This window comes from Escherichia sp. KCJ4928, assembly GCF_004352695.1.
GTDB lineage: Bacteria > Pseudomonadota > Gammaproteobacteria > Enterobacterales > Enterobacteriaceae > ECMA0423.
The window spans coordinates 1-20,553 of the sequence record NZ_SJWV01000006.1 but is presented as its reverse complement, the minus strand read 5'-3'; the positions used below and the strand labels follow the sequence as shown (position 1 = coordinate 20,553).

The 20,553-nt window shown below is 54.0% G+C and carries 17 protein-coding genes and 1 riboswitch; of the genes, 4 read left to right on the top strand and 13 right to left on the bottom strand.

Annotated features, from left to right (window positions below; genetic code table 11):
* Positions 1-39: 39 nt before the first annotated feature.
* The 4 genes from polB to araB form a co-directional block, all read right to left on the bottom strand.
* The gene (gene polB, locus E0D98_RS01910) at positions 40-2,391 is read right to left on the bottom strand and encodes a DNA polymerase II (RefSeq protein WP_131890473.1); all 2,352 of its coding nucleotides are present in this window, start codon (positions 2,389-2,391) and stop codon (positions 40-42) included.
* Between the two features lie 74 nt (positions 2,392-2,465).
* Positions 2,466-3,161 carry an L-ribulose-5-phosphate 4-epimerase gene (araD, locus tag E0D98_RS01905; RefSeq protein ID WP_000888666.1) on the bottom strand — a complete coding sequence of 232 codons (696 nt, stop codon included), beginning with the start codon at positions 3,159-3,161 and terminating at the stop codon, positions 2,466-2,468.
* Between the two features lie 168 nt (positions 3,162-3,329).
* Complete coding sequence (araA, locus tag E0D98_RS01900; RefSeq protein WP_000151734.1) at positions 3,330-4,832, bottom strand: L-arabinose isomerase; 1,503 nt, start codon at positions 4,830-4,832, stop codon at positions 3,330-3,332.
* Between the two features lie 10 nt (positions 4,833-4,842).
* Positions 4,843-6,543, bottom strand: coding sequence for a ribulokinase (gene araB / locus E0D98_RS01895; protein ID WP_000951795.1), 1,701 nt, complete (start codon positions 6,541-6,543; stop codon positions 4,843-4,845).
* A 338-nt stretch (positions 6,544-6,881) separates the two neighbouring features.
* On the opposite strand from araB, the gene araC reads away from it, so the two are divergent.
* Positions 6,882-7,760: an arabinose operon transcriptional regulator AraC gene (gene araC, locus E0D98_RS01890; protein ID WP_001300811.1), complete on the top strand. Its 879-nt coding sequence runs from the start codon at positions 6,882-6,884 to the stop codon at positions 7,758-7,760.
* 85 nt (positions 7,761-7,845) lie between these two features.
* Complete coding sequence (locus E0D98_RS01885; RefSeq protein ID WP_001148413.1) at positions 7,846-8,610, top strand: DedA family protein; 765 nt, start codon at positions 7,846-7,848, stop codon at positions 8,608-8,610.
* 101 nt (positions 8,611-8,711) lie between these two features.
* Here E0D98_RS01885 and thiQ read toward each other — a convergent pair whose 3' ends face one another.
* The 4 genes from thiQ to sgrR form a co-directional block, all read right to left on the bottom strand.
* Positions 8,712-9,410: a thiamine ABC transporter ATP-binding protein ThiQ gene (thiQ, locus tag E0D98_RS01880; protein ID WP_000916280.1), complete on the bottom strand. Its 699-nt coding sequence runs from the start codon at positions 9,408-9,410 to the stop codon at positions 8,712-8,714.
* Entirely contained in the window at positions 9,394-11,004 is a 1,611-nt protein-coding gene (gene thiP / locus E0D98_RS01875) for a thiamine/thiamine pyrophosphate ABC transporter permease ThiP (RefSeq protein WP_000235706.1), read from the bottom strand. Before thiP ends, thiQ begins: the two co-directional genes overlap by 17 nt.
* Positions 10,980-11,963, bottom strand: a complete 984-nt coding sequence (gene thiB, locus E0D98_RS01870) for a thiamine ABC transporter substrate binding subunit (protein WP_001295536.1) — start codon at positions 11,961-11,963, stop codon at positions 10,980-10,982. Before thiB ends, thiP begins: the two co-directional genes overlap by 25 nt.
* A gap of 30 nt (positions 11,964-11,993) precedes the next feature.
* Positions 11,994-12,093: riboswitch (TPP riboswitch) on the bottom strand.
* Between the two features lie 33 nt (positions 12,094-12,126).
* Positions 12,127-13,782 (bottom strand): DNA-binding transcriptional regulator SgrR, encoded by a 1,656-nt coding sequence (gene sgrR, locus E0D98_RS01865; protein WP_001297366.1) that lies wholly within the window; start codon positions 13,780-13,782, stop codon positions 12,127-12,129.
* 88 nt (positions 13,783-13,870) lie between these two features.
* Here sgrR and sgrT point away from each other — a divergent pair, with 88 nt between their 5' ends.
* Together sgrT and setA are read left to right on the top strand one after the other, a co-directional pair.
* Positions 13,871-14,002: a glucose uptake inhibitor SgrT gene (sgrT, locus tag E0D98_RS01860; protein ID WP_001248770.1), complete on the top strand. Its 132-nt coding sequence runs from the start codon at positions 13,871-13,873 to the stop codon at positions 14,000-14,002.
* A 101-nt stretch (positions 14,003-14,103) separates the two neighbouring features.
* Positions 14,104-15,282, top strand: coding sequence for a sugar efflux transporter SetA (setA, locus tag E0D98_RS01855; protein ID WP_050877040.1), 1,179 nt, complete (start codon positions 14,104-14,106; stop codon positions 15,280-15,282).
* 48 nt (positions 15,283-15,330) lie between these two features.
* On the opposite strand, the gene leuD is transcribed toward setA, so the two are convergent.
* The 5 genes from leuD to leuL form a co-directional block, all read right to left on the bottom strand.
* Complete coding sequence (leuD, locus tag E0D98_RS01850) at positions 15,331-15,936, bottom strand: 3-isopropylmalate dehydratase small subunit (RefSeq protein ID WP_000818228.1); 606 nt, start codon at positions 15,934-15,936, stop codon at positions 15,331-15,333.
* A 10-nt stretch (positions 15,937-15,946) separates the two neighbouring features.
* Entirely contained in the window at positions 15,947-17,347 is a 1,401-nt protein-coding gene (gene leuC / locus E0D98_RS01845) for a 3-isopropylmalate dehydratase large subunit (protein WP_001140652.1), read from the bottom strand.
* A 2-nt stretch (positions 17,348-17,349) separates the two neighbouring features.
* Positions 17,350-18,441, bottom strand: a complete 1,092-nt coding sequence (gene leuB, locus E0D98_RS01840; protein WP_000042353.1) for a 3-isopropylmalate dehydrogenase — start codon at positions 18,439-18,441, stop codon at positions 17,350-17,352.
* Positions 18,441-20,012, bottom strand: a complete 1,572-nt coding sequence (gene leuA / locus E0D98_RS01835; protein ID WP_000082846.1) for a 2-isopropylmalate synthase — start codon at positions 20,010-20,012, stop codon at positions 18,441-18,443. The genes leuB and leuA overlap by 1 nt, the downstream gene beginning before the upstream one ends.
* A gap of 92 nt (positions 20,013-20,104) precedes the next feature.
* Positions 20,105-20,191: a leu operon leader peptide gene (gene leuL / locus E0D98_RS01830; protein WP_001300467.1), complete on the bottom strand. Its 87-nt coding sequence runs from the start codon at positions 20,189-20,191 to the stop codon at positions 20,105-20,107.
* Positions 20,192-20,553 lie beyond the last annotated feature (362 nt).

Here is a 20,553-nt window from a genome sequence, read left to right as displayed (position 1 = left end):
CACGCATCAAAATGGTATCTGGCGAACTCTTTTTTTTGCTCAAAATAGCCCAAGTTGCCCGGTCATAAGTGTAGCAAAATTATCCTCAATAAAAGGGAGTATTCCCTCCGCCACGGGTTGTAGCTGGCGGGTCAGATAGTGTTCGTAATCCAGTGGCGAACGTTGGTAGTCCAGCGGCTCCGGGCCGTTGGTGGTCCATACGTACTTAATGGTGCCGCGATTCTGATATTGCAAGGGGCGACCGCGCTTTTGATTTTCTTCATCGGCAAGGCGAGCGGCGCGTACATGAGGCGGAACATTACGCTGATATTCGCTCAGCGGACGGCGAAGGCGTTTACGGTAAACCAGCCGCGCATCCAGTTCACCCGCCATCAGTTTGTCGATGGTTTGGCGGACGTACTCCTGATATGGCTCGTTGCGGAAGATACGCAGGTACAGCTCCTGCTGAAACTGCTGGGCCAGCGGCGTCCAGTCGGTGCGCACGGTTTCCAGTCCTTTAAACACCATCCGCTGCTTGTCGCCCTCCTGAATCAGCCCGGCGTAGCGCTTTTTACTGCCGGTATCAGCTCCGCGAATGGTTGGCATAAGAAAACGGCAGAAATGAGTTTCATACTCCAGTTCTAATGCGCTGGTCAGCCGTTGTTTTTGCAGCGTTTCCGCCCACCAGGCGTTAACGTGCTGCACCAGTGCACGACCGATTTTCGCCGCCTCTTCTTCCGAATGTGCACCTTTTAGCCAGACAAAAGTCGAGTCGGTATCTCCGTAGATAACGTCGTAGCCCTGCGTTTCAATCAATGCTTTGGTTTGCCGCATGATCTGATGACCACGCATGGTGATCGACGATGCCAGGCGCGGATCGAAGAAGCGGCAGGCGGTGGTGCCGAGCACGCCATAAAAGGCATTCATAATGATCTTCAGCGCCTGCGAAAGCGGCTTATTACCCTGACGTTTGGCTTCATCGCGCCCGTGCCAGATGTTAGTCACAATCTCCGGCAGGCAATGTTTCTCCCGTGAGAACCAGGCATCGAGAAAACCTTCGGTACTGTGCTCTGGATCAGGTTGCGCCATGCCTTCAACCAGCCCGACGGGATCAATCAGAAAGGTGCGGATGATCGACGGGTACAGGCTTTTATAGTCCAGCACCAGCACTGAATCATAAAGCCCTGGCCGTGAATCCATCACGTAGCCGCCAGGGCTGGCGTGCGGTGGCACTTCGCCGAGATTAGGCGCGACATAACCAGCGCGATGCATTCGCGGAAAATAGAGATGACCAAACGCTGCCACCGAACCGCCGTGCCGATCCACCGGCAGGCCGTTCACCGTTGCTCGTTCGAGTAAAAATGGCATGATTTCAGTTTTGTGGAAGATCTGCGTCACCAGCTCGCAATCTTTCAGGTTATAAGTTGCCAGCGCAGGTTTATCTTCGGCGAAACGGCGGTCAATTTCGTCCATTCGATCCCACGGGTTATCGATAGATTTTCCTTCGCCTAATAGCTCCTGAGCGACAGTTTCCAGCGAGAATGAAGAGAAATTCCAGAACGCGGATTTCAGCGCCTCGATACCGTCGATAATTAGCCGACCTTTAGCCTGGGCAAAAAAGACGCCGTTTTTAAAGCCGTGCTCGCGCCACTCCAGCTCGCTATTATCGCGCCCAAGACGCAGCGGAAGACGGTAACGCTCGGCATGTTTTTGCAGCATTCGCAGATCGAACTGCACCATGTTCCAACCGATGATCACATCAGGATCGTAGTTGGCAAACCAGGCGTTGAGTTTTTCCAGCAACTGCGGGCGGCTGGCGACGTATTCCAGTTCGAAATCAAGCGAGGAGGCGTCGCCATTCTCCGGCCCCAGCATATAAACGATGCGCTGCCCGCAGCCTTCCAGGCCGATGCAGTACAGCTCACCGTGGCGGGTGGTTTCAATATCTATAGAAACCCACTTGAGCGGCGGACGATAGTCGGGATGCGGTTTCAGACGGGCATTAACGATAGTGCCATTGTGCATATCACCCTCGACCCACACCGGTGAGGTGATAAACCGCTCCATCAGATAGCGTTCTGGCGGGCGCACATCGGCCTCGTAGACGGTAACGCCACCTTCACGCAGGCGCTTTTCGTAATTCATCAATTGGCGATGGGCGCGACAGTAAAGGCCATACACCGGCTGGCGGTGAAAATCCTTTAACGCCAGCGGTGTCAGGCGAAAGCCTTGTTCACCCTGCAAAATATGCTGAGCGCGGGGAACCTGATCGGCGGGAATAAACGCCACGGACTCTTGCGGTGCAAGCGTAACCTGCAACGGCCCGTTGTCCGTCGCCAGCCAGAAGGAGACTTCTGTCCCTTGCGGGGTGTCCCGCCAGTGTCGGGTTAAGATAAAACCTGCCTGCGCCACGCTGAAAATCCATCAAAAAACCAGGCTTGAGTATAGCCTGGTTTCGTTTGATTGGCTGTGGTTTTATACAGTCATTACTGCCCGTAATATGCCTTCGCGCCATGCTTACGCAGATAGTGTTTATCCAGCAGCGTTTGCTGCATATCCGGTAACTGCGGCGCTAACTGACGGCAGAATATCCCCATATAAGCGACCTCTTCCAGCACGATGGCGTTATGCACCGCATCTTCGGCATTTTTGCCCCATGCAAACGGGCCGTGGGAATGGACCAGAACGCCGGGCATTTGCGCTGCATCGATACCCTGTTTTTCAAAGGTTTCTACGATGACGTTACCGGTTTCCCACTCATATTCGCCGTTGATTTCTGCGTCGGTCATTTTGCGGGTGCAGGGAATGGTGCCGTAGAAATAGTCGGCGTGGGTGGTGCCGGTTGCTGGAATCGACTGACCCGCCTGCGCCCAGATGGTGGCGTGGCGCGAGTGCGTATGCACAATGCCGCCAATGGAGGGGAATGCCTGATAGAGCAGCCGGTGAGTTGGCGTGTCGGAGGAGGGCTTTTTCGTACCTTCAACCACTTCACCGGTTTCGATGCTAACCACGACCATATCGTCAGCGGTCATGACGCTGTAATCGACGCCGGAAGGTTTGATCACAAAGACGCCGCGCTCGCGATCAACGGCGCTGACGTTGCCCCATGTGAGCGTGACCAGGTTGTGTTTTGGCAGCGCCAGGTTGGCTTCTAATACCTGGCGTTTGAGATCTTCTAACATGTTGACTCCTGAGAGGTCGTTTCCCCTCACCCCGGCCCTCTCCCCAAAGGGGCGAGGGGGAAAACAATGCCGGATGCGCTTTGCTTATCCGGCCTACAAAATCGCAGCGTGTAGGCCAGATAAGACGCGTCAGCGTCGCATCAGGCGTTACATACCTGATGTGGCTACTTAGCGACGAAATCCGTAATACACTTCGTTCCAGCGCAGTGCGTCTTTAAACGCTGGCAGGCGGGTGTCGTTATCAATCACCGTGATTTCAATGTCGTGCATCTCGGCGAACTGGCGCATATCGTTGAGGTTCAGCGCATGGCTGAAGACGGTATGGTGCGCGCCACCAGCAAGGATCCACGCTTCGGAAGCAGTTGGCAGATCCGGTTGCGCTTTCCACAGCGCATTCGCCACCGGCAGTTTCGGCAGGGAGTGCGGTGTTTTCACCGTGTCGATACAGTTAACCAGCAGACGGTAACGATCGCCGAGATCAATCAGGCTGGCGACAATCGCTGGACCGGTTTGGGTATTGAAGATCAGTCGGGCAGGATCGTCCTTACCACCAATACCGAGATGCTGAACGTCGAGGATCGGTTTCTCTTCTACGGCAATCGACGGGCAGACTTCCAGCATATGGGAGCCGAGCACCAGGTCATTACCTTTCTCGAAGTGATAGGTGTAGTCCTCCATAAAGGAGGTGCCGCCCTGCAGACCGGTTGACATCACCTTCATGATGCGAAGCAGGGCGGCGGTTTTCCAGTCGCCTTCGCCCGCAAAGCCGTAACCCTGCTGCATCAGACGCTGTACGGCCAGACCTGGAAGCTGTTTCAGACCGTGCAAATCTTCAAAGGTGGTGGTGAACGCGTGGAAGCCACCTTGTTCCAGGAAACGCTTCATCCCCAGCTCAATACGCGCCGCTTCCAGCACGTTCTGTCGTTTTTCGCCGTGGATTTGTGTGGCAGGCGTCATGGTGTAGCAGCTTTCGTACTCATCGACCAGCGCGTTAACATCGCCGTCGCTGATGGAGTTCACCACCTGCACCAGATCGCCAACCGCCCAGGTATTGACGGAGAAACCGAACTTGATCTGTGCGGCAACTTTATCACCATCGGTGACCGCTACTTCACGCATGTTATCGCCAAAACGGCAGACTTTCAGATGACGGGTATCCTGTTTAGAGACCGCCTGGCGCATCCAGGAGCCGATACGCTCATGGGCTTGTTTATCCTGCCAGTGACCGGTAACCACGGCATGTTGCTGACGCATACGCGCGCCAATGAAGCCGAACTCGCGACCGCCATGTGCAGTCTGGTTCAGGTTCATAAAGTCCATATCGATACTGTCCCACGGCAGCGCCGCGTTAAACTGGGTGTGGAATTGCAGCAACGGTTTGTTGAGCATGGTCAGGCCGTTGATCCACATTTTGGCCGGGGAGAAGGTGTGCAGCCACACCACCAGACCAGCGCAACGATCGTCGTAATTCGCGTCGCGGCAAATAGCGGTGATTTCATCCGGCGTGGTGCCCAGCGGTTTCAACACTAGTTTGCAGGGCAGTTTCGCTTCCGTATTCAGCGCATTAACAACGTGCTCGGCATGTTGGGTGACCTGACGCAGGGTTTCCGGGCCATACAGATGCTGGCTGCCAATGACAAACCACACTTCATAATTATCAAAAATCGTCATTATCGTGTCCTTATAGAGTCGCAACGGCCTGGGCAGCCTGTGCCGGGGCGGAAGTTGGAAGATAGTGTTGTTCGGCGCTCATCGCCCATTGCTGATAGCGGCGATAAAGCTGTTCAAAGCGTTGTGCCTGTTCGCTGCGCGGTTGCAGGGTTTTCTCTACCGCACTGGCCATTTTTTGCTGGGCTGATGGGATGTCTGCGTGCACTTTCGCGGCGACGGCAGCAAAAATCGCCGCACCGAGCGCACAGCACTGGTCAGAGGCAACAATTTGCAGCGGGCGATTCAGCACGTCGCAGCAGGCCTGCATAATGACCTGGTTTTTCCGCGCGATGCCGCCCAGCGCCATCACGTTATTGACGGCGATCCCCTGATCGGTAAAGCACTCCATGATTGCGCGTGCGCCAAAGGCGGTGGCAGCAATCAAACCGCCGAACAGCAGCGGAGCGTCGGTAGCGAGGTTAAGATCGGTAATCACCCCTTTCAGGCGTTGGTTAGCGTTCGGTGTGCGGCGGCCGTTAAACCAGTCGAGCACCACCGGCAGGTGATCCAGAGACGGATTTTTGGCCCATGCTTCGGTCAGCGCCGGAAGCAGTTGTTTCTGGCTGGCGTTGATTTGCGCTTTCAGTTCCGGATGCTGGGCGGCAAGCTGTTCCAGCGGCCAGCCGAGTACGCGACCAAACCAGGCGTAGATATCACCAAACGCCGATTGGCCTGCTTCCAGACCGATAAATCCAGGTACCACGCTGCCATCAACCTGACCGCAAATACCTTTCACTGCCCGCTCGCCAACGCTCTGTTTGTCGGCAATCAGAATGTCGCAGGTGGAAGTACCGATAACTTTTACCAGTGCGTTAGGCTGTGCGCCTGCGCCAACTGCGCCCATATGGCAGTCAAACGCGCCGCCGGAAATCACCACGCTTTCAGGCAGGCCGAGACGCTGCGCCCATTCCGGGCATAAGGTGCCCACCGGAATATCGGCAGTCCAGGTGTCAGTGAACAGCGGGGAAGGCAAATGGCGATTGAGGATCGGGTCCAGCTCATCAAAGAAACTGGCTGGCGGCAAGCCACCCCAGCTTTCGTGCCATAGCGACTTATGCCCGGCGCTGCAACGTCCGCGACGAATATCCTGCGGGCGGGTGGTACCGGAAAGCAGAGCTGGCACCCAGTCGCACAGCTCAATCCACGATGCGGCAGATTGCGCCACGGCGGTGTCCTGGCGAGTCACATGCAGGATTTTTGCCCAGAACCATTCGCTGGAATAAATACCGCCAATGTAGCGGGAGTAGTCAACGTTGCCCGGCGCGTGGCACAAACGGGTAATCTCTTCCGCTTCTTCAACCGCAGTGTGGTCTTTCCACAATACGAACATCGCGTTCGGGTTTTCGGCAAACTCCGGGCGCAGCGCCAGCACGTTACCGTCGGCATCAATCGGTGCGGGCGTCGAGCCGGTTGTGTCAACGCCAATCCCGACCACAGCTGCGCGCTGTTCGACGCTAAGCTCTGCAAGCACGGTTTTCAGTGCCGCTTCCATTGACTCAATGTAGTCACGCGGATGATGACGGAACTGGTTATTCGGGGCATCACAAAATTGCCCTTTTTGCCAACGGGGATACCACTCTACGCTGGTGGCGATCTCTTCACCGCTGGCGCAGTCCACCGCCAAAGCTCGCACAGAATCACTGCCAAAATCGAGGCCAATTGCAATCGCCATCGTTTCACTCCATCCAAAAAAACGGGTATGGAGAAACAGTAGAGAGTTGCGATAAAAAGCGTCAGGTAGGATCCGCTAATCTTATGGATAAAAATGCTATGGCATAGCAAAGTGTGACGCCGTGCAAATAATCAATGTGGACTTTTCTGCCGTGATTATAGACACTTTTGTTACGCGTTTTTGTCATGGCTTTGGTCCCGCTTTGTTACAGAATGCTTTTAATAAGCGGGGTTACCGGTTGGGTTAGCGAGAAGAGCCAGTAAAAGACGCAGTGACGGCAATGTCTGATGCAATATGGACAATTGGTTTCTTCTCTGAATGGCGGGAGTATGAAAAGTATGGCTGAAGCGCAAAATGATCCCCTGCTGCCGGGATACTCGTTTAATGCCCATCTGGTGGCGGGTTTAACGCCGATTGAGGCCAACGGTTATCTCGATTTTTTTATCGACCGACCGCTGGGAATGAAAGGTTATATTCTCAATCTCACCATTCGCGGTCAGGGGGTGGTGAAAAATCAGGGACGAGAATTTGTTTGCCGACCGGGTGACATTTTGCTGTTCCCGCCAGGAGAGATTCATCACTACGGTCGTCATCCGGAGGCTCGCGAATGGTATCACCAGTGGGTTTACTTTCGTCCGCGCGCCTACTGGCATGAATGGCTTAACTGGCCGTCAATATTTGCCAATACGGGTTTCTTTCGCCCGGATGAAGCGCACCAGCCGCATTTCAGCGACCTGTTTGGGCAAATCATTAACGCCGGGCAAGGGGAAGGGCGCTATTCGGAGCTGCTGGCGATAAATCTGCTTGAGCAATTGTTACTGCGGCGCATGGAAGCGATTAACGAGTCGCTCCATCCACCGATGGATAATCGGGTACGCGAGGCTTGTCAGTACATCAGCGATCACCTGGCAGACAGCAATTTTGATATCGCCAGCGTCGCACAGCATGTTTGCTTGTCACCGTCGCGTCTGTCACATCTTTTCCGCCAGCAGTTAGGGATTAGCGTCTTAAGCTGGCGCGAGGACCAACGTATCAGCCAGGCGAAGCTGCTTTTGAGCACCACCCGGATGCCTATCGCCACCGTCGGTCGCAATGTTGGTTTTGACGATCAACTCTATTTCTCGCGAGTATTTAAAAAATGCACCGGGGCCAGCCCGAGCGAGTTCCGTGCCGGTTGTGAAGAAAAAGTGAATGATGTAGCCGTCAAGTTGTCATAATTGGTAACGAATCAGACAATTGACGGCTTGACGGAGTAGCATAGGGTTTGCAGAATCCCTGCTTCGTCCATTTGACAGGCACATTATGCAAGCATTGCTGGAACACTTTATTACCCAATCTACCGTGTATTCATTGATGGCGGTGGTGTTGGTGGCCTTTCTGGAGTCGCTGGCGCTGGTCGGTTTGATTCTACCCGGTACGGTGCTGATGGCGGGGCTGGGAGCGCTGATTGGCAGCGGCGAGTTAAGTTTCTGGCACGCCTGGCTGGCAGGGATCGTCGGTTGCCTGCTGGGCGACTGGATCTCCTTCTGGCTGGGCTGGCGTTTTAAAAAGCCGTTGCATCGCTGGTCATTTCTGAAGAAAAACAAAGTATTACTCGATAAAACTGAACATGCGTTGCATCAACACAGCATGTTCACCATTCTGGTCGGTCGTTTTGTTGGCCCGACGCGTCCGCTGGTGCCAATGGTGGCGGGAATGCTGGATCTGCCGGTGGCAAAATTTATCACGCCAAATATTATTGGCTGCCTGTTATGGCCGCCGTTTTACTTCCTGCCGGGGATTCTGGCGGGCGCGGCGATCGATATTCCTGCCGGAATGCAGAGCGGTGAGTTTAAATGGTTGCTGCTGGCAACAGCGGTATTTTTGTGGGTTGGTGGCTGGCTGTGCTGGCGGTTATGGCGCAGCGGTAAAGCGACTGACCGTTTGAGTCATTATTTGTCCCGCGGTCGTTTGTTGTGGCTGACGCCGTTGATTTCTGCCATCGGCGTGGTGGCGCTGGTGGTGTTAATTCGCCACCCGTTGATGCCGGTGTATATCGATATTTTGCGTAAAGTGGTTGGGGTTTAGGGCGGGTTGCCTGATGCGACGCTTGCCGCGTCTTATCAGGCCTACAAAACGCACTGTCCGTAGGTCGGATAAGGCGTTCACGCCGCATCCGACAGTGCATACTAACCCGTAATCCCCAATAGTGCCGAAGCTCTCGCCTTACCGCTCAACAACTCATCGGTCTTACCCTGCCAGGCGATACGCCCGTCGGCGACCACCACCGAGCGCGTGGCAATCCGCGCCGCATCTTCCACGCTGTGCGACACCATCAATAGCGTCATTTTTTGCTGCTGGCAGCTCGTGCTCACCAGCGTCAGCATCTCCTGACGCAGCGCCGGATCGAGCGCAGAAAACGGTTCATCGAGCAATAAAATCGGTTGTTCGCGTACCAGACAACGCGCTAACGCCACGCGCTGTCGCTGACCGCCGGAAAGCTCGCCCGGTAACCGCGCCATTAAATTATCAATCCCCATCTGACGGGCAATCGCGTGCATTTTCTCCTGCTGTGCCGCGTTCAGCTTCAGTCCTGGATTAAGCCCCAGCCCGATGTTCTGCGCGACCGTCAGGTGGCTGAACAGGTTGTTCTCCTGAAACAGCATCGACACCGGACGGCGTGACGGCGGCATAGTTGTGTGATCTACGCCATCGATAGTCAGCGAACCGCTGGCTGGCGTCAGAAAACCGGCAATCAAATTCAGCAGGGTACTTTTACCCGCGCCGCTTGGCCCGAGGATCGCCACCTGCTCGCCGCGTTCCACCGTTAAGCTAAAACGCATCGGCAAATGGTGATAAAGCCAGGTGATATCAGTCAGTTTTAACATTTCGCCCCGGTAGTTTTTCAATCACGGTAAACAGCAGAAAACAGAGCAGCAGCAGAATTAACGCGGTGACCGCACCGTCCTGGCTGCGATAGGAGCCAATTTGCTGGTAGAGATAAAACGGCAGGGTACGGAAATCATCGTTACCGAACAACGCCACTACGCCAAAATCACCAATCGACAGCACGCAGGCAAAAGCCAGCGCCTGCGCCAGTGGACGTTTCAGGGCGCGCAGCTCGACCACTTTTAAGCGCGACCAGCCTTCAATGCCCAGCGACTGACACAACATACTGTAGCGGGCGGTGATATCGCGCATCGGGTTTTCCAGTACTTTCAGCGCATAAGGGATCGCCATTAACGCATTGGTGAAAATCACAATGCCGTCAGCAGATTGTGGCAGGCCGATAGTGTTGTTGAGCAGTAAAAAGAAGCCGGTAGCCAGCACAATCCCCGGCATGGCGAGGATCAACATGCCGCTCATCTCCAGCGCCTGACCCGCCAGCATTTTCTGCCGCGCCCGCAGTTCGCGACTGCTCCATAGCAGCATCATGGTCAGCACTACGCACAATACACCTGCCGCCAGCGCAATACGCAACGAGGTCCACAGCGCCTGCCACAGCACCGGTTGTGCCAGCACTTCCGGCAACTGGCGATTTACGCCATCGACGATCACCGCCAGCAACGGTGGCAGCAACAGCAGCAGCGCCAGCACTATTAACACCGTGTCGCAAATGCGGCTATGCAGACGATCGTCCGGATCGCGCCAGCCTTGCAGCAGCGTGGTACCGGGCGCAATGGCCTTACTTAGTCGCTGACTCAACAGCACCAGCCCAAGGCAACACACCATCTGGAGCAGCGCCAGCATCGCCGCGCGGGCAGGATCGTAGTCGTAACTCAGCGCCTGATAAATAGCCAGCTCGATAGTAGTTGCCTGCGGACCGCCGCCCAGCGATAGCACGGTGGCGAAGCTGGCGAAACAGAGCATAAAGATAAGCGCGGCAACCGGCGGGATTTGTCGCCGTAGCCACGGCCATTCGACGAAGCGGAAAAAATGCCAGCCGCGCATCCCAAGCTGGGCGGCAAGCTGACGTTGTTCGCCGGGAATGTTTTCCAGTGCCTGGAGTAATAAGCGGCTCGCCATCGGCAGATTAAAAAATACGTGCGCCAGCAAAATGCCTTGCAGGCCGTAGGGCGAAAAGGTCCACTCCAGACCGAGCGATTGGCAGAGCGATGCCAGCCAGCCCTGACGACCATAGACGCTAAGAATGCCGAAAACAGCAACTAGCACCGGGAGGATCAAGGTCATTGCGCACAGACGCAACAGCGCCAGCCGACCCGGAAAGCGCCTGCGATAGAGGGCGCGGGCGAGGAATATCGCGGGTACGACAGAGAGTAGCGCCGAGAGAAACGCCTGCCAGAAGGAGAAGCGCACCACATGCCACAGGTAGCTGTCCTGCCAGACTGCCACCCAGTTACCCTGCGGCGCGTTCCACCACAGGGCGAGAAACGCCGCGAGCGCAACCGCTACCACCAGCGTGGCGGCGCTTACACCTGGAATTAACCAGCCGGGAATTAACGGCTGACGGCGCGTTGCCATTCGCTAATCCATGCCTGACGTTGTGCCGCCACTTCAGCTGGTGTGAACTCCAGCGTGGTGGCCGGTTTGGTCAATTGTTCAAACCCGGCAGGCAGCGTGACATTTGCCACCGGATACATCCAGTTACCGGTTGGGATCGCATTCTGAAAAGCCGGAGAAACCATAAACTGGAGGAATTTTTGCGCCAGCTCCGGCTGCTTGCTGGCAGCGGTGCGGGCGGCGACTTCCACCTGCAGATAGTGACCTTCGCTAAAGTTCGCGGCGGCGTAGTTATCTTTTTTCTCTTCGAGAATGTGATAAGCCGGAGAGGTGGTGTAACTCAGTACCAGATCGCTTTCACCTTTTAAAAACAGGCCGTAGGCTTCGCTCCAGCCTTTGGTGACCGTGACGGTTTTCTTCGCCAGTTTTTGCCAGGCTTGTGGGGCGTCATCGCCATAGACTTTTTGCATCCACAACAGCAGGCCCAGCCCCGGCGTACTGGTGCGCGGATCCTGATAAATCACCCGCCAGTTTTGATCGCTCTCAACCAATTCTTTCAGGCTTTGCGGCGGGTTTTTCAGTTTGTTCTTGTCATAGACGAAGGCGAAATAGCCGTAATCAAACGGGACGAAAGTGTCATTATTCCAGCCGCCGGGAACGTTAACGGCATCCGCTGCCACACCGCTTTTGGCAAATAGTCCGGTTTTACTGGCGGCGTCTAACAGATTGTTATCCAGCCCCAGCACCACATCGGCTTTACTATTTTTGCCTTCCATCCGTAGACGGTTGAGAAGCGAAACGCCATCTTCCAGCGCCACCAGTTTCAGTTCGCAGTTACAGTCGGCTTCAAAAGCTTTTTTGATCTTTGGACCAGGCCCCCAGTCGGCGGCGAAGGAATCGTAGGTATAAACAGTCAGAACGGGTTTAGCGAAAACGGGCGCTGTGCACAGCAACAGCAGGGGAAGACATTTTTTTAACACTTTGCACCTCAAAAAAGAGTGGCAAAGGACTTGAGAAGGAGCCTCAAATCCCTTCGCCGGCGTTATCCGGATCAGGTTCGACGGGTATTTTCTCAGCGCACGCGTTTGCGTGGCACCCCGTTGAGAACGGCGTTAGTGTAGTGATTTTGTTATCTACCAGCAATCATGGATCCGGCGGCGCAAACCACGCTGATTTAAAATCGAACCAGCCGAGGGTATTCATACGCAGGCCGCGCATACTGCGTTGTCCCTGAATGATCAGCCAGTGGTGGATAAGCGGCACCATTGCTTTACTGGCGACCAGTTGCTGGCACCAGTTCGCCAGGTTCATTTCGCCATTGCGCCAGCGGGCGGCGTCGGCTTGCCAGTCGATCGGAATACAGTGTTGGAGCAGCGGCACCTCGCACAAGTGCGCGAACAGCGAAAAATCCAGCGGCAGCGTAAAGTTGGCGCTATTAAGCCAGATATCGCTCTCGATCTCTCCTTCATGCCACTGATCGTAGCTGATCTCTTTGATTTCCAGCGTGACCTGGTGACTTGCCAGAATCTGCTGCATGATCCCGGCAATCACCCGATGCTCACTGTGATCCTGATAAAAGGTCAGGGTGAGGCTTTCCAGGCCAGCCGGTTTTTCGCTCTTTATGGTGCGGGCATGGTGCCAACGGGGGAGCAGTCCATAAGCCGGGAACCACAGTTGCTGGTACTGTTCCTCAGCGAAATAGACCAGATTAGTTGGAGAAAGCACATAGCTTACCCAGTCCCTGACTTGCTGATTCGCCCCGCGATGGGTGCGGCTGTCGAACAGTAAATAGTAGCAACCTTCCTCCAGGCGGCTTTCAATCTCTTTTTCCTCGCCCTGTGGACCTTTTAGCATCAGACCTCCAGCTGGCTCGTCGGCAATTTCCGGCAGAACCCAGACGTTAACTTCATCGATTAATGCCCGGTAACCGAAGAAGTCATCGAATGCCTGAATTTTCAGTTGATTGGTGGTGTTGCGGATCACCGCATACGGACCGGTGCCGATGGGATGGCTGGCAAAGTTACTGAGGGTTTCCCATTCGCGCGGCAGGATCATCGCCGGAACTTGTCCCAGCAGTAACGGTAACCAGCGGTCCGGTTGCGTGAGATGGATATCCAGCGTCCAGGGCGTCGGCGACACAATGTCCGCAATATGCGAATAGAGCGGCAGCGTATTGATTCGTTTTAAAGAGGCGATCACGTCGTCCATTTCCAGTTCACGACCATGATGAAAATGGACTCCTGGACGCAAAAAGAAACGCCAGTGAAGCGGTGATATTTGCTGCCAGTGGTGGGCGATGTCTGCTTCCAGTTCCCCATTTTCCTCATTTATGCGCGTTAGCGAACTGAAGATTTGCCGGGCAATATGGGTTTCGGAACGGCGCAATGCGCTGCCAGGTAGCAGATTACGCAACGGACGATAGTAGAGCACGCGCAGGATGTGCCGCCCCTGGCGGAAGCTGCGGCCCAGATGAGAAACCAGCATTTGCCGCACAGTCGCTTTGTCGCCAACCAACTGCACTAGTTGGTCGATACGATCCTGCTCCAGCAGGTCTTCCGCCCGCTGTTGCTGAAGCGCCAGCCCGGTATAGAGGAATGTCAGACGCGAGCGTTTACCGCGCCCGACTTCCGCTTCCCACGTCAGCCAGCCGCGATCCTGCATGGTGTTGAGCAGGGTACGCATATGACGACGCGAGCAGCTCAATAACGCTGCCAGTTCGTTGAGCGTTGTGTCCTGCGATTTACCCTCGCAGCATTGCCACAGGCGGATGAACTGTTGTTGCAGACGAGCAGATGGCATAAAAGGGGAACTCCTGCGCAAAAGACAGCAATTTTATTTTCCCTATATTAAGTCAATAATTCCTAACGATGAAGCAAGGAGGTGCCCCATGCGTCAGTTTTATCAGCACTATTTTACCGCGACAGCGAAGTTGTGTTGGTTGCGTTGGTTAAGCGTCCCACAACGATTAACCATGCTTGAAGGACTGATGCAGTGGGATGACCGCAATTCTGAAAGTTGACTTGCCTGCATCATGTGTGACTGAGTATTGGTGTAAAATCACCCGCCAGCAGATTATACCTGCTGGTTTTTTTTATTCTCGCCGCGCTAAAAAGGGAACGTATGATCTGGATAATGACGATGGCTCGCCGTATGAACGGTGTTTACGCGGCATTTATGCTGGTCGCTTTTATGATGGGGGTGGCCGGGGCGCTACAGGCTCCTACATTGAGCTTATTTCTGAGTCGTGAGGTTGGCGCGCAACCTTTCTGGATCGGACTCTTTTATACGGTGAATGCTATTGCTGGGATCGGCGTAAGCCTCTGGTTGGCAAAACGTTCTGACAGTCAGGGCGATCGGCGAAAACTGATTATATTTTGCTGTTTGATGGCTATCGGCAATGCGCTATTGTTTGCATTTAATCGTCATTATCTGACGCTTATCACCTGTGGTGTGCTTCTGGCATCTCTGGCCAATACGGCAATGCCACAGTTATTTGCTCTGGCGCGGGAATATGCGGATAACTCGGCGCGAGAAGTGGTGATGTTTAGCTCGGTGATGCGTGCGCAGCTTTCTCTGGCATGGGTTATCGGTCCACCGTTGGCCTTTATGCTGGCGTTGAATTACGGCTTTACGGTGATGTTTTCGATTGCCGCCGGGATATTCACACTCAGTCTGGTATTGATTGCATTTATGCTTCCGTCTGTGGCGTGGGTAGAACTGCCGTCGGAAAATGCTTTATCAATGCAAGGTGGCTGGCAGGATAGTAACGTACGGATGTTATTTGTCGCCTCGACGTTAATGTGGACCTGCAACACCATGTACATTATTGATATGCCGTTGTGGATCAGTAGCGAGTTAGGATTGCCAGACAAACTGGCGGGTTTCCTGATGGGGACGGCAGCTGGACTGGAAATACCAGCAATGATTCTGGCTGGCTACTATGTCAAACGTTATGGTAAGCGGCGAATGATGGTCATAGCAGTGGCGGCAGGAGTACTGTTTTACACCGGATTGATTTTCTTTCATAGCCGTATGGCGTTGATGACGCTGCAACTTTTTAACGCTGTATTTATCGGCATTGTTGCGGGTATTGGGATGCTATGGTTTCAGGATTTAATGCCTGGAAGAGCGGGGGCAGCTACCACCTTATTTACTAACAGTATTTCTACCGGGGTAATTCTGGCTGGCGTTATTCAGGGAGCAATTGCACAAAGTTGGGGGCACTTTGCTGTCTACTGGGTAATTGCGGTTATTTCTGTTGTCGCATTATTTTTAACCGCAAAGGTTAAAGACGTTTGATGACGTGGACGATAGCGGAAAGCCCGGTCATTTGACCGGGCAAGGGGATTAATTCATAAACGCAGGTTGTTTTGCTTCATAAGCGGCAATGGCGTCGTCGTGCTGCAAGGTAAGCCCAATACTGTCCAGACCGTTCATCATGCAGTGGCGGCGGAAGGCATCGATGGTAAAGCGATAGGTTTTCTCTCCCGCTTTCACCTCTTGCGCTTCCAGATCCACGTCGAAATGGATCCCCGGATTGGCTTTCACCAGCGCAAACAGTTCGTCCACTTCTGCATCGCTTAATTTCACCGGCAGCAGCTGGTTGTTAAAGCTATTGCCGTAGAAGATGTCAGCAAAACTCGGCGCAATCACCACTTTAAAACCGTAGTCGGTCAATGCCCAGGGCGCGTGCTCACGCGAGGAGCCACAGCCGAAGTTTTCTCGTGCCAGCAAAATGGAAGCGCCCTGATACTGCGGGAAGTTCAGCACGAAGTCCGGGTTTGGCTGTTGGCCTTTTTCATCGAGAAAACGCCAGTCGTTAAACAGATGCGCGCCAAAACCCGTACGGGTCACTTTCTGCAAAAACTGTTTCGGGATGATTGCATCGGTATCGACATTGGCGGCATCCAGCGGAACCACCAGGCCTGTGTGTTTGATAAATTTCTCTGCCATGGTGTGCTCCTTATTTAATGTTGCGAATGTCGGCGAAATGTCCGGTCACAGCAGCAGCGGCAGCCATTGCCGGGCTGACCAGATGCGTGCGCCCGCCGCGCCCCTGGCGGCCTTCAAAGTTACGGTTGCTGGTGGATGCACAACGTTCGCCCGGATTCAGACGGTCGTTGTTCATCGCCAGACACATTGAGCAGCCAGGCAAGCGCCATTCAAAACCGGCTTCAATAAAGATTTTATCCAGACCTTCCGCTTCCGCCTGGGCTTTTACCGGGCCAGAGCCGGGAACCACCAGTGCCTGCACGCCTGGCGCGACTTTTCGCCCTTTGGCGATCTCCGCTGCCGCGCGTAAATCTTCAATGCGCGAGTTGGTACAGGAACCGATAAACACTTTGTCGATAGCCACTTCGGTCAGCGGAATGCCCGGTTTCAGCCCCATATAGGCCAGCGCTTTTTCTGCCGACGCGCGTTCAACCGGATCGGCAAACGAAGCCGGATCGGGAATATTGTCGTTCACGGAAATCACCTGGCCTGGATTGGTGCCCCAGGTGACCTGCGGTGAAATTTCTTCTGCTTGCAGAGTGACAACGGTATCGAAAGTTGCGCCTTCGTCGGTTTGCAGGGTTTTCCAGTAGGCAACGGCGTCGTCGAAATCTTTGCCTTTCGGCGCATGCAAACGGCCTTTGACATAGTTAAAGGTGGTTTCGTCCGGTGCAACCAGACCGGCTTTTGCGCCCATTTCGATTGCCATATTGCACAGGGTCATACGACCTTCCATGCTTAAATCACGGATTGCTTCGCCGCAAAACTCCACCACATGCCCGGTGCCGCCTGCGCTACCGGTTTTACCGATAATTGCCAGCACGATATCTTTTGCGGTAATGCCCGGCGCGGCTTTGCCCTGGACTTCAATTTTCATGGTTTTTGCGCGGCCCTGTTTCAGGGTTTGCGTTGCCAGTACGTGTTCAACTTCGGAAGTGCCGATACCAAAGGCCAGTGCGCCAAACGCGCCGTGGGTGGCGGTATGCGAGTCGCCGCAGACAATGGTCATCCCCGGCAAGGTGACGCCCTGTTCCGGCCCCATTACGTGGACGATCCCCTGATACGGGTGATTCAGGTCATACAGTTCGACGCCAAATTCTTTGCAGTTTTTAATCAGCTCCTGCATCTGGATGCGCGCCATTTCACCACAGGCATTAATGTCTTTCGTCTGGGTAGAGACGTTGTGATCCATAGTGGCGAAGGTTTTGCCCGGCTGACGTACCGGGCGACCGTGGGCGCGCAGACCATCGAACGCCTGCGGTGAGGTCACTTCATGCACCAGGTGGCGGTCGATATATAACAGCGGGGTTTCGTTTTCGGCTTCGTACACTACGTGAGCGTCGAATAATTTTTCGTATAACGTTTTAGCCATGATTACACCCCTTCTGCCACATAGCGGGCAATGATATCGCCCATTTCATCGGTACTAACGGCGGCAGCGCCACGGGCTAAATCCCCGGTGCGAATGCCTTCTTCTAATGCGCGGTTAATGGCGCGTTCAATGGCGCAAGCCGCATCATCGGCATCCAGGCTGTAGCGCAGCAGCAGTGCCAGCGACAGAATTTGCGCAATCGGGTTGGCGATGTTTTTGCCTGCGATATCTGGTGCTGAGCCGCCTGCCGGTTCATACAGACCAAAACCTTGCTCGTTCAGGCTGGCGGAAGGCAACATCCCCATCGAGCCAGTGATCATTGCGCACTCGTCAGACAGAATGTCGCCAAACAGGTTGGAGCACAGCAGAACGTCAAACTGTGATGGATCTTTAATCAGCTGCATGGTGGCGTTGTCGATGTACATATGCGCCAGTTCGACATCCGGGTATTCCGTGGCGATCTCGTTGACGATTTCACGCCATAAAATAGAGGATTGCAGCACGTTAGCTTTGTCGATTGAGGTGACTTTGTGGCGACGTTTACGAGCAGATTCAAACGCGATGCGGGCAATACGCTCGATCTCAAAACGGTGATACACCTCGGTATCAAACGCTTTTTCATATTGTCCGCTACCTTCGCGGCCTTTTGGCTGACCGAAATAGATGCCGCCGGTCAGTTCGCGCACGCACAGGATGTCGAAGCCGTTAGCGGCAATGTCTGCACGCAGCGGACAGAATGCTTCCAGCCCCTGATACAGTTTTGCCGGGCGCAGGTTGCTGAATAATTTGAAGTGCTTACGCAAAGGCAACAGCGCGCCGCGTTCTGGTTGCTGGTCTGGTGGTAAATGTTCCCATTTCGGACCGCCTACCGAGCCAAACAGCACGGCATCGGCTTGCTCACAACCTTCAACCGTCGCAGGCGGCAGTGGTTGCCCGTGGTTATCAATGGCTGCGCCGCCTACATCGTAATGGCTGGTGGTGATGCGCATCGCAAAGCGGTTGCGCACGGCATCCAGCACTTTCAGCGCCTGGGTCATCACTTCCGGACCAATACCGTCCCCCGGCAATACGGCAATATGGTAATTCTTCGACATCACACGGTTTCCTTGTTGTTTTCGTTGTGTTGAGCTTTGCGTTGCAACTCTTTTTCGACTTCTGCGGCACGCCAGATATTGTTCAGTACGTGCACCATGGCTTTGGCGGAGGACTCGACAATATCGGTGGCCAGGCCGACGCCGTGGAAGCGGCGACCGTTGTAGTTGGCGACAATATCCACCTGACCCAGCGCATCTTTACCGTGACCTTTGGCGGTCAGGCTGTATTTCACCAGTTCGACGTTATAGTCAGTGATGCGGTTAATTGCCTGATAGACGGCATCGACCGGACCGTTACCGTTGGCGGCTTCTGCTTTGACTTCTTCGCCACAGGCCAGTTTGACGGCGGCGGTGGCGATATCGTTAGAGCCAGACTGCACGCTGAAGTAATCCAGACGGAAATGCTCCGGCTCTTCTTGCTGCTTACCGATGAAGGCCAGCGCCTCCAGATCGTAATCAAACACCTGACCTTTTTTGTCCGCCAGCTTCAGGAAAGCATCGTACAAATTGTCTAAATTATATTCACTTTCTTTATACCCCATCTCATCCATGCGATGTTTCACCGCCGCACGCCCCGAACGAGAGGTCAGATTCAGCTGGATTTGGTTCAGACCAATAGATTCTGGTGTCATGATTTCGTAGTTTTCGCGGTTTTTCAGCACGCCATCCTGGTGGATACCGGAGGAGTGAGCGAATGCGCCGCTGCCAACAATGGCTTTGTTTGCCGGGATCGGCATATTACAAATCTGGCTAACTAACTGGCTGGTGCGCCATATCTCCTGGTGATTAATGGCGGTGTGGACGTTGAGAATATCCTTACGAACTTTAATCGCCATGATGACTTCTTCCAGCGAACAGTTACCGGCACGCTCGCCGATCCCGTTCATTGCACCTTCCACCTGGCGTGCACCGGCATGTACCGCCGCCAGTGAGTTGCCGACCGCCAGGCCTAAATCGTCGTGGGTATGTACGGAAATAATGGCTTTGTCGATGTTAGGTACGCGTTCATACAGGCCGCTGATGATTCCGGCGAACTCAAACGGCATGGTGTAGCCCACGGTGTCCGGAATGTTGATGGTGGTGGCACCGGCATTAATCGCCGCTTCGACCACTCGCGCCAGATCGGCAATGGGTGTACGCCCGGCATCTTCGCAAGAAAATTCAACATCATCGGTGTAATTACGGGCGCGTTTCACCATATAGATAGCGCGTTCGATCACTTCATCCAGCGTGCTGCGCAGCTTGGTGGCGATGTGCATTGGGGAGGTAGCAATAAAGGTATGAATACGGAAGGCTTCGGCGACTTTCAGGGATTCGGCCGCCACGTCGATATCTTTTTCCACGCAGCGAGCTAACGCACATACGCGGCTGTTTTTAACCTGGCGGGCGATGGTTTGCACCGATTCAAAATCGCCCGGCGAAGAGACGGGGAAACCGACTTCCATCACGTCAACACCCATACGCTCAAGGGCCAGCGCAATTTGCAGTTTTTCTTTCACACTCAAGCTTGCCTGTAACGCCTGTTCACCGTCGCGCAATGTGGTATCGAAAATAATGACTTGCTGGCTCATGGTTTGGGTCCTTGTCTCTTTTAGAGCGCCTCGCTTCGGGCATAAAAAAACCCGCGCAATGGCGCGGGTTTTTTGTTTGACTGCGTGCTGGCTTAATGCTGGATGCCGCTCACTCGTCTACCGCGCAAAGAAGATGCGTTTAGTAGTAGTAGACCGATAAAGCGAACGATGTGAGTCATTAAATCAGCTCCAGATGAATGCGATATGCTTTTAGAGTTACTGGATACAAAAACGGATGTCAACCCTGACGCAATAAAAACGTCCCGCCAGCGTGAGTTCTGCATCCGTAAAATTAGCTAATTGTGCTGCGGTGGTTAAAGTAAGCGATATTAATTTCTGCTTAACTACCGACGCTTTTCATCGGTTGACATATTTCAGCATAAATTTTTGCATCTAATCAACGAGGAAAAAGGGGACAAAATGCACGCGTTGCAAAACCTATCCTGATGATTTGTATTGAATTATATGTTTTGCGATTTTTTTTGATATTGATTTGGTGAATATTATTGATCAATTAATGTTAAGAATTAATGCATTAAAT